The following is an 11,832-nucleotide window of genomic DNA, read 5'->3' as shown; positions in this document are numbered from 1 at the left end:
CCCATGCGCGTGAGTATTCTGGGGGCCGGCGCAATTGCTTACGGCCTTGCTGCCTACCTGGCAGAGGCGGGATATGATCCAATGCTTTGGTCGCCGTCGGGAGGGCGCACCAAGGCACTGGCCGCCGGCGAATTGCTAAAGGCCACGGGCGCTGTCGAGGCAACGGTGTCGGTGCGTATCGCCAAGGATTGTAAAGAGGCTATTGCCGCTGCAGACGTTGTGATGATCGCGCTGCCGGCTAACGGGCACAAGAAAGTGATGGATGCTGCCGTTCCTTATCTGAGGGAGGGAACGCCGGTAATCATCAGCTCTCACAGTTCCTTCGGAGCGCTGTATCTCTCCAGGCAATTGGCGCAACGCAAGGTTCGCCTGCCGATCGTCGTCTGGGGCACAACGCTGGTGACCGGCCGCCAGTCCGGATCAACAGAAGTCCATGTCACCAGCGTTCGCCAGAAGCTCGATGTTGCGACGCTCCCGTTCGACGCGATGGACCAAGGGTTCCGACTTTGCACGACCCTGTTCGGCGATCGTTTCGTCAAGCGCGACGGCATGCTTGCTATCGCGCTCAGCAACCTCAATCCGCAGAACCATCTCGGGATCGCTCTTCTCAATCTCACACGCATGGAAAAGGGAGAGCAGTGGAGCCAGGCCGGAAACGTCACGCCGGCTGTCGGCCGCTTTATCGAGGCTCTGGACGCGGAACGATTGGCGATCGCCGCTCGTTTTGGAATTGCTGTGCGCACAGTTGAAGAGCATTTTTCATTGTCGTTTCACGTTCCTATGGGCACCGTTCCGGAAATGAACCAGCAGATGGATCGCCAAGGCCGCGGCGGCTTGGGCCCGTCAACTATCGAAAGCCGCTATGTTCTGGAGGACGTTCCTTTCGGGCTGCTGCCGACGGTACTCTTGGGGAAGATCAGCGGAAACCCAGCGATCCTCCATGAGGCTGGAATTTCGATATTCTCTGCAGCCTATGGTCGCGATCTTAAGGCAGACAATGATATCCTTCCTGCGCTCGGCATCGAAGGAATAGGAAAAGTGGATCTGGAGAACCTTTGCCGTAAGGGTTTTTAGCGACCCTTCACAGATGCTGAGCAGGCAATCGGCTGCCAGCGACACTTCCCGTGACGCGTCAATCAACCCGCTCTCATCTCTGATCAATCCGCTGCATCTTGTTGCGGAAGCCGACCGATCGGCTTCCGTTCTTATATCGGGAGCGAGCAGCGGCTAGATCACGCGCTTGATGTCGGTATAGTTCCCTTCTGTCGTGATGGTCAGCGTTACTTCTCTGTCACCGCGATTCCGCCAGAACCAACCATGATTTCCATCGAAGGCGGCTTCAATGGCACCTTCGTCAGCTGGAACGCTGCGACCCTTTTCGTAGCTTACGGACTGACCGCCGCCATCGCCGTGCGTCTCGAAGTTCACCACGCCACCGTCAGCTGTCCAGGAAAAGTTTGCCTTGGCGCCCTGCCGCATCACGAGCTTGACTTCGGCACCCTGGCCTGGCGCCAACGTGAAGGATAGCTCGTCTTGCCTTCCATCTGGCCGGATCGGGGCTTCCGAGGTTGCTTCGGTGACAGGCGCTGCAGCAATGGCCGGAGCCTCGGCGGGAGCAATCTCTCCAACTGTCACATTGTCTTGGGCAACGGCCTCCCCAGTTGGGGATGGCTGCGACGCGGGCTGTTCGGCGGTCAGGGCAACGAGGAGGTTTTCAATTCGGTCCATGCGCGCCATCAACTCGGCTGGAGGGACCATTTGCGTCATCCGCTCGGATGTCGCCTTCGCGCTGGCCATTTCGTCCGTTGCCGCCTCTGCCGCCAGCTGCGTCTTGATTTCACCCATATTGGTGAGGCCGAGCAATCTGCCTGCTCCGGTCGGGTCGATCGCATACTCGGACGGCATGACGACCGTGATGAGCAATGCGAACGCCGTCAGCGCGGCAATTAAGGTGGAGCGCTTGAGCTGCGCTGAAGTCGGCAAATCGGCGCGGCCGGGAAGATCGGTGTTGTACATGATTTCGGTTCCTTATGCTGCGACGAACAGGCCGGTGAGCTGATATCCGATCAGCAGGAAACCAGCCGTCATCATGATGACATTGGCGGTATAGGCGTGGCGCCAGAAGCTTCGTGTCCGGCGCCAGTAGCAGACGATCAGGATGGCGCCAAGAGCCAAGAGCTGCCCGATCTCGACACCGACATTGAAGGCCAAAAGGTTGGGCACCAGGCCGTCAGGAGAGATGTTGTATTCGATGATCTTCGTCGACAGGCCGAAACCATGGAAGAAGCCGAAGACCAGCGTCGCGACCTTGGTGTTCGGCTGGAAGCCGAGCCATCTCTGGAAAGCGCCCATATTGTCGAGCGCCTTGTAGACCACTGACAGGCCGATGATGGCGTCGATGATGTAGCTGTTGATGCCGAAGTTGAAATAAACGCCGAGCAGCATGGTCGTGGAGTGGCCGAGCGCAAACAGGCTGACATAGATGCCGATATGCTTCATACGGTAGAGGAAGAAGATCACGCCGAACAGGAACAGGATGTGGTCGTATCCGGTCACCATGTGCTTGGCGCCGAGATACATGAAGGGCAGCACGTTGATGCCCGAGATTTCCTGGATATAGCCCTTGTCGCCCTCGGCCACGGCGTGGGCGAAGGCAGCCCCGCCCAGGAGCGGCAGGGTCATGAGAGCGATAAGCAGGGGCAGGGCGGGTCGCCAACACGTGCGACGCGAGCCTGTCCGGCTCCGGTCGAAGGGTCCTTGCATAAGATTTCCAATCTTCGTCGTTGAGGGTGGCCGCGCGAGCGGCCGCGATCATGCGGCGAGGATTGGTCTCGGCGGTCGCTCAAGCCGGAATGTCGTATCCGGATCGACGAAAGTCAGCGGATAATTCAGCCAGCCCCGTTCGAGCTGCGGAACGGTCGGTGCGAAGTCGGAGGGCGTACTCGCCGTCTCGTGCGAGTGGTCTGCCGCATTGTGCCCGTGAAAATGTCCAAGGCTCTGCTCGTCCGAAACGCCATCATCGTGTGCGTGGCCATGATCTTCGATCTGTGCGGCGGCTCCGCCGTGACGTTCAACCGCGGTGGCAATCGCGATCGGATCGTGTGAGGTCGAATAGCCGAAAGGACGCAGCACGCCGAACATCATCGCTAAAGCGATGACCAGACAAAAAACCGTGCTGTGGATCCGATTCGGCATGAACGGCGATTATTCTCTAAAATCCTAACGAATGGTTTTTGCTACATCAGAATCGAGGCCTCTTTGAGACTTGCATATCCCCTCCAGGAGGATAGTATCAGGATATGAGCGACCAACCCCACACCCACGAAACCCACCCCGATATCGTCAAGCGCCTGAAACGGGCCGATGGACATCTCAAGGGCGTCATCGAAATGATCGAAGCGGGCCGGCCTTGCCTCGACCTCGCCCAGCAGCTCCATGCTGTCGAGAAGGCCATCTCGCAGGCCAAGAAGACCCTGATCCAGGATCATCTCAACCATTGCCTTGAAGACGTTGTCGGGCCGTTGGCGCGCGAGCAGCGCCGCTCGATCGACGAGTTCAAGGACATCACCAAGTACCTGTGAGAAGCGCCATGATGGACAAAGTTCGCGATTGGTTCGGGTTTGGCCCGATGACGCATGGCATGGGGGGGCACGGACATGATCACGGTGATGGTGGCCATGGCCACACACACGGTGTCATAGATCCGACGATCGCCACGACGACGCGCGGCATATGGGCCATCAAATGGTCCTTCGTCGTGCTGGCGATCACCGCAGGACTTCAGCTCGTGGTCGTGTTCCTCTCCGGCAGCGTGGCGCTGCTGGCCGACACGATCCACAATGTCGGCGACGCGGCCACTGCCATTCCGCTGTGGATCGCCTTCGTGCTGGCCCGCCGCAAACCGAGCAAGACGTTCACCTACGGGCTGGGCCGGGTCGAGGATCTGGCCGGGATCGTCATCGTTCTCATCATCCTCTTCAGTGCCATCGTCGCCGGCTACGAGGCGATCGACAGGCTGATCAACCCGCGCCCCATCGTATTTCTCGGCTGGGTCGCCATCGCCGGCCTGATAGGTTTCCTAGGCAACGAAGCCGTCGCTGTGTTCCGTATCCGAGTCGGCCGCGAGATCAACAGCGCGGCGCTGATCGCGGACGGCTACCATGCCCGCACCGACGGTTTCACCAGCCTGGCGGTCGTGCTGGGCGCCATCGGAGTTTGGCTGGGTTTTCCACTTGCCGATCCGATCGTCGGACTATTGATCACCGTGGCGATCTTCGCCATCGTCTGGCAATCTTCGAAAGCCGTGTTGACGCGCATGCTCGACGGCGTCGAGCCCGGCATCATCGACGAAATCCATCATGCTGCCGAGCACGTATCCGGCCTTGAACGTATGCAAAGCGTGCAGGCGCGCTGGATCGGGCATCGCCTGCATGCCGACGTCGCCATCAGCGTTCCGGACGCGGCGACGGCCAAAGACGTGCTGGGCATCAGCGAAGCCCTCAAGGAGGAACTGTTCGCCCACTTGCCGGCGTTGGCGGAGGCGAATGTCCGTCTGGAAAGCTCAGCCGGTTCGACCGCCAAGCGGGCGGGAGCCTCTCATGCTCACCATCATGCGCCGGAGCCCTTCAAAGTCGCCTGCGATCTGGCTGCGGGGACGTTGGAAATCGTCGACACGCCCGCTGGCGAGCGGATGCGGCTGACCGTAGAACGGCATGCCGACGATCTGACAGCGACGGTGATCATCGACCGGCCCAACGGGCCGGAGACGCTTCGCCTCGAACCCGTCGGCGACAACCATCACCGCCTTGAGAGCACCGTCGCCCCTGCCGAGCCGCATGAGTTCCAGGCAAGGCTGGTGCTGACCGCGAAAGATCGCGAACAGGTGCTGTCGTTCAAGATGGTCGAGCCCAAGGGCCATCACCACTGAGGCCTGGGGGAGAATCTTTGCGTGGCTTGAAACATTTGCTCAGACCGGTGCCGCGTGATGCGGTTCAATGACCGATCTCGCCGCTTATGCTGGTCTGTTCCTGGCGGCCTTGCTCGCCGCGACCATTCTGCCGATGCAATCGGAAGCAGTGCTGGTCGGGCTGCTGCTTGCGGATTACTCGCCCTGGCTGCTCATCGCAGTCGCGAGCGTCGGCAACGTGCTTGGATCGGTGATCAACTGGCTGCTCGGGCGAGGCATCGAGCGCTTTCGGAGCCAACGGTGGTTTCCGATGAACCAAGCGCAACTGGACCGCGCGCAAGTGTGGTATCGCCGCTATGGAAAATGGTCGCTCCTGCTGAGTTGGCTGCCGGTTGTCGGTGATCCGCTGACCGTCGTGGCGGGCGTCCTGCGCGAGCCTTTTCGGGTTTTCCTTTTGCTGGTCACTGCCGCCAAGGTCGGCCGTTATCTTGTTCTTGCCGCCGTGACGCTGAGCGTCATCTGACCTGGCGAAGCTTCTCGAAACTGATCGGGTTAGGGCCGGCTGGTTCGAAGGAACCAGCCCAAGAGCCACGTCTGATGCACGCGGACGGGAAGCCTAGCTCTGTTTGACGGCGACCTTGTCGAGGGCCGTGCGCAGGCCTTCTGCCAGCTTCTGCGCGTCGCGGGACCGGCCAACCAAGCTACGGCGCAGCGCGCGAAGGGCTCCAGCCAACATGGACATTGTTAAGACATTCCTGTGGCCGCGCACCAGGCCTGCACAACGAAGCTGTGCTGGTTCCAGATCATCAGCGCTCCACTGACAGCCATGAGCGCGACCACAAGGCCGCGGAACTGTCGTCCACTCAGGCGTTCGAGCCAGGGCTTGGCCAGCAGATTGGCAAGCGCGGCGCCCAGACCCGCGGCTACGCCGTACATGGCCGCCTGACCACCGAGCGCGCCGAGTCCGGTGAATACCGCGACCTTGACGACATCGGTCACAAACGAGTTCACGGATTTCGTGGCGACCAACGTCTCCTTCTCCGAACCGTAGTTCAGATAGAGCGAATTCAGGACGGGTCCCACCGTGCCCATCAGCGCCGACAACAGGGCGACGATCAGGCCGGCCGGGAGGAACCACCAGCGGCGGGCTCGGTAGCTCCGCTGGCGCGCCCCGCCGCGAAATTCCCAGACTGCACTGATCAGATAGATTCCTATGAGTATCTGGAGCCATTCCGCCCGACTGTTGGCGAAGAGCCAGGAGCCCGCCGCGGCACCGGCGATGGCGCCGGGCAGGTACCAACGGACCAGGCTCCAATCGATGTCGCGCCGAAAGGCCAGGGCGCGGATGGGATTCCCGATGAGCTCGGTCAAGGTGATGACCGGCGCAACCGCCGCGCTCCCTGTGATGAAAGTCACGGCGGGGATCAGCAATAGACCTCCGCCTCCGGCCGAGAGGGTATTCAGCGTCCAGGTGAGGAACCCCGCCAACGCCAGGAGGCCTAGTCTAATCCAGTCCATCTGATCAGAATGAAGCGGGCTTTCGATCGTTCCGAACGCATCGGTTCGCAAAAACCCGGCCCGCCTCTTGAGTCTTTTGTCAGGCATCCGGCTTCGCATCAACATCGGCTGATTCCCTCCCGGCGTGCGATTGGGCATTGCCCGGCCGAACTCCGCCGTTGGTCGCGGGCGCGGCACGCCCAATCTAGCTCTTCTTGACGGCGACCTTGTCGAGGGCTGCGCGCAGTCCTTTCGCCAGCTTCTGCACATCGTCGTTCGCCCAGAAATGCATGAAGAAGAGCCGCGGCTGCTCATCGAGCATGTGGCTGTGCAACGCCGTGATCTCGATGCCGTTGTCCTGCATGGCTTTGATAACCGGATTGACCTCGTTTGCGGTCAGCACAAAATCACCCGTGATCGCTGCCTTGCCGCCACCTGTCGATTGGAAGTTGATCGCTATTGCCGAGCCCATGGCCGCCGGCACTTCCATTCCATTTTCCTCGACCGGCTTAGCGCGCGAGATCGTGAACTGGTAGACCGCACCATTGGCCTTACCCTTATAACCGATGGTTTGGTCGACACTTGCCGTGTCGAAGTCGATCTGCTGCGCGGAGGCTTGTGGCTGGGCGTCGCCTCCCATCGGTGTTTTGCTCAGCGCCAATCCGGCATGAAGCGCCGTGGCGAGCGTGACGGGATCGCCCTGGCCGAGGACATGCATGTAGAGCGTCATCGGCTCCGCGCGCAGCAAGTGGTTGTGCACCGCAGTGATCTCGATCCCACCTTCTTCAAGCTTCTTCATGACCGGGTTCACCTCGTCCTGCGTCAGAACGATGTCGCCCATGACCATGGCCTGATCTCGCATGGGTTCGAAGGCGATCCAGCCTCCAAGCGCAAATCCGGGTTTCAGGGATATGCCATCGAGCGATACCATCAGGTCCGTTCGAGGCAAGCCCACCCGGTAGACACCGCCAGGCGTCTCGGTTCCGGATTTGCCGAGGGCTTTTGCGATTGCTTCCCAATCGGGTGCCGCCGATGCCGGTTGGAGCAGCGCCGACATCGCGATCAGCATTGCTCCGGTTACGAGTTTTGCATGCATGGGGTTTCTCCTTGTGATCTGCCCCCACTGCCCAATTCGTCATGCGGCCGCCGGCTTGATGGCGGGTGGCCAGCTATGCGTTTCCGCCTTGCGGCCCGAAGCCCACGCGTAGAGCGCGTCATAGATGACGAAGCCGTGCTTCAGCACCTCGTGGTCGTCGGGCGTCAGGTCCCGCAGACCCATGGAGATCGCCAGCAACCCTGCCGACTGTGGCGTGAGATCGTGCCGGTCCGTGTCGGCGCCGCGTACGATCGCGGCAATGGTTACGATCGCCGGGTCGCGCTCGAGCCCATTTTTCGAAACAAAGGTGTCGAAACTGCAGCCGTCACCCACATGCGTGAACTCGACACCGGGCACGTCATAGGGTGTAGCGCCCGTCTCCTGGGCAACCGGGATCACCCGATCCGGCGGCACGAACAGGAATTCTGGCTCCTTGTCGATGAAGCGGGCGATCAGCCAGGGACAAGCAATACGGTCGATGACCGGACGTTCGCGGGTAACCCATTTCATGGCCTTGTCTCCCTTTTGGTTGGCGCCACTCAGCGCGGCCTACTGCTGCGAGACCGCCAACGCTACGCCTGGATAAAGAATGATACAAGTGTTACATTTATCTTACCCGTGATACGGTTCGCTTATCAGTGAATGGAACAGCCCTGGCTGCTCCTTATCCATCATCTGCCGAGCAAGCCGGCCTTTCCTGGCGAAGATCTGATGGCGCGCGCCGAAATCTTGCGGGCCAAGACGGGACATGTTCTGGACATCGGCGCCGCGCTGGCGGTTATCCTGCTCGGCGTTTGGCCGCTGATCCGGAGATAGGTTTTCGATCTTGGCCGACCCGCCGCACATCCGTGTTTGGGGTCCGCCGTGACATCGACTGGATCGATGCCAACAGCAGTTCCGAAGAGATGTGCCGTTCGGCCCTGCCAGCATCGACGAGTATGGCAACTTCGACGGAACTGCCACCCAGGCCGACCTTCCCACCGCCGTCGCGCCGCCAACCCGAGCGCGCTGCGCCGAAGTTCTTGGCTTTCGCTACATTTCCGCTGCCATTATATCGCGAGCGCGCGGCGGTCGCATGACTCCTGTGGCGACAGCGACAGACTATTGCTGCGTGTTGAGCGCCCGCCTCAAGCTCTGCGCCAACGCCTGAGCATTGCCGATGCCCCAGTAGTGCAAGAAGATGATCCGCGGGTCTTCAAAGAACATGTGATTGTGCACCGCGATTACTCCAATCGCTCCAGCTTGCAGTTCACGGATGACCGAAGAGACTTCATTTTCGAGCATCGCAAAGTCGCCGCAGACCGCGGCGCGCTCGTCCGTGCCCTGAAAGGCTGCCCACGTGTTGTAGCCCATTGCGGCATCAATATTGAGATCACCACAGCGTGTGCAGACGACGGGCACGGATGGCCGCGCCAGGACAAACTTGAGCACGCCGTCCTTGCTCTCGCCCTTGTGCTCGACAATCGCCTCAAGCGGCGGCGCGTCCAAGCGACTATTCACTTTCTTGATGGCGGGTTCGACAGGATGCTTCTGGCGCACGATCTTTATCGCTTCAAAAATCCTATGCGCTCCTGTCGCCAACGCAGTTTCATCAGCCGTACCCTCGACATGCATAAACATCACGCGCGGCTGCTCGCGGACGAAATGATTGTGTAGGGCTGTTACGTACAGGTTCGCCTGGATCGCTGCGGCCATCGCGTCCTCGATTTCATCTTCGAGCATGACGATGTCGCCCATCAACGTGGCATGATGTGCCCCCTGTTTAAAACTGACCCAGGAGGTGAGGCCCATAAACGGAATGATCTCAAAGCCGTCCAGGGTCACTCTCACTTCACTGCGCGGGACCGATAACTTGAGCACGTCACCCGTGGTCTGTCCCTTCAGTCCGGTAAGGGATTCAATAGCTTGGGTATTGAGCATGTTAGACCTCCTCGTTTCATCGAGCACTAACCGAACCGGATTTCGGTTGGCGCCGCACAATGAATCGAGTGCCGAACGCCAACGCGAGCGTCACCATTCCAATTATAAGGTGAAGGGGTGGTATGAAAAAGAGCAGTACGAAGCAGCCAGCCAGGCCGAACCAAGCGAAGAAGGGCGAGAACAGGCGCTGCTCCTTACTTAAGTGCAGAGCCGCGTAGTGGGTAATGGCAAACCAAACCAGCAGGTAAAAGCTGGCGAGCGGCAAAACCTGACGCAGGTCGAACACCAGCACCACTGCAAAGACGAGCATCCCGACGGCAAGTACTGCGTGGCGCGGCACCTTAAAGCGCGGATGGACCTCGCCGAGCCACTTCGGCAATTCGTGCGCCTCGCCCATCGCGAGCGCCACACGCGAGACGCTGAGCAGATCGCTCACGAGCTCGTTAATCGATGCTGTCCATGCGGCCCCTAGGATCAGCCAACCGCCCCACGACCCGATAGCCTGCATAGCTGCTTTGAAGAGAGGTACGTCATCTTTGGCCATTTCCTCTGCGCCAAGCACCCCCAGAGTAGTAGCGGCCACGGCGTAATAGACGACGGCGGCGATCGCAATGCCGCCTAGAATGGAGAAGGGAATGGCCTTTCGGGGATCCCGAATTTCGCCCGCCATAATGGCGGTGCGCATGAAGCCATCCCAAGCCCAGAAGAAGATCGCGGCGCCAGCCATAAATGCGAATGGCCCCTTATCCAGTGTCGGGACCAAACGAGCGACTTCTACATGCGGAGCCGCGAAAAAGACGAATACGCCCAGCAGCGCAACGATGACCAGCATCAGGCCAATAATGACTTTGCTCGTGAAGGAGATACCGAAGGAATTCAGTACCATAACAACGAGTACAACCGAGCCAGCCGTCAAATGTACGGGCAGGCCAGGAACAAGTTGTGCTGAGTAATGAGCGAAGGCGAGCGATACCACGCTCGTGCCCACAATCCCCTGTCCAACATAGCAGCAGCCAGCAAGGAAGGCGACCGTGTTGAGATGGAACGCCCGGGCCCAGATGAACGCACCGCCTTGTCTGGGGAAATTGACGCCGAGTTGCGCACCGCTGATGCCTGTCGCCAAGCATACCAGCCCGCCTGGGATCATTGCCAGCAGAAGGGCGGAACCGGCCCGCTCGGCGGTCGCACCAAGGGCACCGAAAATACCCGTTCCGATAATCATGCCGGCAGTCATGAGCGTAGCGGCGGTGCGTCCAAGGGTCCGAGTCGCGGATGATCCTGACTGGGTAGCCCCACCCGAGGCTGTCATTTCGGCACCTCCTGTCGGGCGTCAGCGGGACAGTCTGCGAGACCGCCAACGCTACGCCTGAATAAAATATGATACAAGTGTTGCATTTGTTTTTCTCAGTGATACGGTCTGCTGATGAGCGAAGGGGAACTTGGGACCGAGCAGCGCTGGCTGCTCTTGATCCATCAACTGCCGACCAAACCAGCCTATTTCCGGGTAAAGATCTGGCGGCGGCTGCAAGGTATCGGCGCAGTTGCGGTCAAAAGCACAGTCTATGCGCTGCCCGCCGATGCAGAGACGCAGGAGGATTTCGAATGGCTCCTGAAGGAAATTATCGACGGTGGCGGTGAGGCGATGGTTTGTGAAGCGCGTCTGATCGACGGCCTGACGGACGCACAGGTTCGGGCGCTGTTCGATGCCGCGCGGGACACCGACTATGCGGACATCGCCAAGGCAGCGCGCGATCTAACGGCGGCTATCGACTCCGACAAGACCGAGGATCGGCGCGCGGACGCCCGCGCGCAACTCGGTCGAATGCGCAAGCGGCTTGCCGACCTTGTGACAATCGACTTCTTCGGCGCCAGCGGTCGCCTCACTGTCGAGGGACTGATCGCCGAGCTCGAGGCACAGCTTATAGAGGACAAGGCCATGACCAAGGAACCGATGAAGGCGGACGAGCCGAGCGAGCTCAAGGGCCGGACCTGGGTCACGCGCCGGGACGTGCATGTCGACCGCATTGCCTGCAGCTGGCTGATCCGTCGCTTCATCGACGCCGACGCAACGATCCGCTTCGTGGCGGGCAAGGGATACGTGCCAAAGGAGGGCGAATTGCGCTTCGACATGTTCGAGGGCGAAATCACCCATGAAGGCGACCGCTGCAGCTTCGAGGTGCTGCTTGCCCGTACTGCCATATCAGATCCGGCACTGCAGGCCGTCGCCGAGGTCGTACACGATATCGATCTCAAGGACGGCAAGTTCGGTCGCGAGGAAACCACCGGCATCGCCAGCCTGATCGCCGGCATCACTATGGCAAACGCGGGTGACGAGCAACGGATCGCCGAGGGCGCTTCGGTGTTCGACAACCTCTACCGATATTTCCGCTCGAAGCGCGGGTGATCCGAGGAA

General features: G+C 60.3%; 14 protein-coding genes. 6 read left to right on the top strand and 8 right to left on the bottom strand.

Annotation, left to right across the window (positions count from 1 at the left end; all coding sequences use genetic code 11):
- The first annotated feature begins 3 nt into the window (after window positions 1-3).
- On the top strand, window positions 4-1,074 hold the full coding sequence (locus NKJ28_RS02805; protein ID WP_352633927.1) for an NAD/NADP octopine/nopaline dehydrogenase family protein: 1,071 nt from the start codon (window positions 4-6) through the stop codon (window positions 1,072-1,074).
- 153 nt (window positions 1,075-1,227) lie between these two features.
- Here the strand turns inward: NKJ28_RS02805 and NKJ28_RS02800 are convergent, their stop codons facing one another.
- The 3 genes from NKJ28_RS02800 to NKJ28_RS02790 all read right to left on the bottom strand — a co-directional run bounded on the left by NKJ28_RS02800 (window position 1,228) and on the right by NKJ28_RS02790 (window position 3,195).
- Window positions 1,228-2,016, bottom strand: coding sequence for a hypothetical protein (locus NKJ28_RS02800; RefSeq protein ID WP_352633925.1), 789 nt, complete (start codon window positions 2,014-2,016; stop codon window positions 1,228-1,230).
- Between the two features lie 12 nt (window positions 2,017-2,028).
- Complete coding sequence (locus tag NKJ28_RS02795) at window positions 2,029-2,682, bottom strand: HupE/UreJ family protein (protein WP_352633923.1); 654 nt, start codon at window positions 2,680-2,682, stop codon at window positions 2,029-2,031.
- Between the two features lie 129 nt (window positions 2,683-2,811).
- Entirely contained in the window at window positions 2,812-3,195 is a 384-nt protein-coding gene (locus tag NKJ28_RS02790; RefSeq protein WP_352633921.1) for a hypothetical protein, read from the bottom strand.
- Between the two features lie 104 nt (window positions 3,196-3,299).
- Between NKJ28_RS02790 and NKJ28_RS02785 the strand changes: the two genes are divergently transcribed.
- The 3 genes from NKJ28_RS02785 to NKJ28_RS02775 all read left to right on the top strand — a co-directional run bounded on the left by NKJ28_RS02785 (window position 3,300) and on the right by NKJ28_RS02775 (window position 5,429).
- Window positions 3,300-3,581, top strand: a complete 282-nt coding sequence (locus NKJ28_RS02785; RefSeq protein ID WP_352503510.1) for a metal-sensing transcriptional repressor — start codon at window positions 3,300-3,302, stop codon at window positions 3,579-3,581.
- 8 nt (window positions 3,582-3,589) lie between these two features.
- Complete coding sequence (locus NKJ28_RS02780) at window positions 3,590-4,927, top strand: cation diffusion facilitator family transporter (protein WP_352633919.1); 1,338 nt, start codon at window positions 3,590-3,592, stop codon at window positions 4,925-4,927.
- A gap of 67 nt (window positions 4,928-4,994) precedes the next feature.
- On the top strand, window positions 4,995-5,429 hold the full coding sequence (locus tag NKJ28_RS02775; RefSeq protein WP_352633917.1) for a YqaA family protein: 435 nt from the start codon (window positions 4,995-4,997) through the stop codon (window positions 5,427-5,429).
- A 221-nt stretch (window positions 5,430-5,650) separates the two neighbouring features.
- Here NKJ28_RS02775 and NKJ28_RS02770 read toward each other — a convergent pair whose 3' ends face one another.
- The 3 genes from NKJ28_RS02770 to NKJ28_RS02760 are packed head-to-tail and all read right to left on the bottom strand — an operon-like array spanning window position 5,651 to window position 8,009.
- The gene (locus tag NKJ28_RS02770) at window positions 5,651-6,601 is read right to left on the bottom strand and encodes a sulfite exporter TauE/SafE family protein (protein ID WP_352634321.1); all 951 of its coding nucleotides are present in this window, start codon (window positions 6,599-6,601) and stop codon (window positions 5,651-5,653) included.
- Window positions 6,602-6,608: 7 nt separating this feature from the next.
- A complete protein-coding gene (locus NKJ28_RS02765; protein ID WP_352633915.1) occupies window positions 6,609-7,499 on the bottom strand; it encodes a DUF1259 domain-containing protein in 891 nt (296 codons plus the stop codon).
- Between the two features lie 39 nt (window positions 7,500-7,538).
- Entirely contained in the window at window positions 7,539-8,009 is a 471-nt protein-coding gene (locus NKJ28_RS02760) for a chromate resistance protein ChrB domain-containing protein (protein ID WP_352633913.1), read from the bottom strand.
- Between the two features lie 132 nt (window positions 8,010-8,141).
- Between NKJ28_RS02760 and NKJ28_RS02755 the strand changes: the two genes are divergently transcribed.
- On the top strand, window positions 8,142-8,315 hold the full coding sequence (locus NKJ28_RS02755; protein ID WP_352633911.1) for a hypothetical protein: 174 nt from the start codon (window positions 8,142-8,144) through the stop codon (window positions 8,313-8,315).
- Window positions 8,316-8,600: 285 nt separating this feature from the next.
- Here the strand turns inward: NKJ28_RS02755 and NKJ28_RS02750 are convergent, their stop codons facing one another.
- Window positions 8,601-9,419, bottom strand: a complete 819-nt coding sequence (locus NKJ28_RS02750) for a DUF1259 domain-containing protein (RefSeq protein WP_352633909.1) — start codon at window positions 9,417-9,419, stop codon at window positions 8,601-8,603.
- A 16-nt stretch (window positions 9,420-9,435) separates the two neighbouring features.
- Window positions 9,436-10,728 carry an APC family permease gene (locus tag NKJ28_RS02745; protein ID WP_352633907.1) on the bottom strand — a complete coding sequence of 431 codons (1,293 nt, stop codon included), beginning with the start codon at window positions 10,726-10,728 and terminating at the stop codon, window positions 9,436-9,438.
- A gap of 114 nt (window positions 10,729-10,842) precedes the next feature.
- Here NKJ28_RS02745 and NKJ28_RS02740 point away from each other — a divergent pair, with 114 nt between their 5' ends.
- The gene (locus NKJ28_RS02740; RefSeq protein WP_352633905.1) at window positions 10,843-11,823 is read left to right on the top strand and encodes a chromate resistance protein ChrB domain-containing protein; all 981 of its coding nucleotides are present in this window, start codon (window positions 10,843-10,845) and stop codon (window positions 11,821-11,823) included.
- Window positions 11,824-11,832 lie beyond the last annotated feature (9 nt).

The organism is Mesorhizobium sp. M0145 (assembly GCF_040322355.1).
In the GTDB taxonomy this organism is placed as follows: Bacteria; Pseudomonadota; Alphaproteobacteria; order Rhizobiales; family Rhizobiaceae; genus Mesorhizobium.
This window is presented reverse-complemented; position numbering and strand designations above follow the sequence as displayed.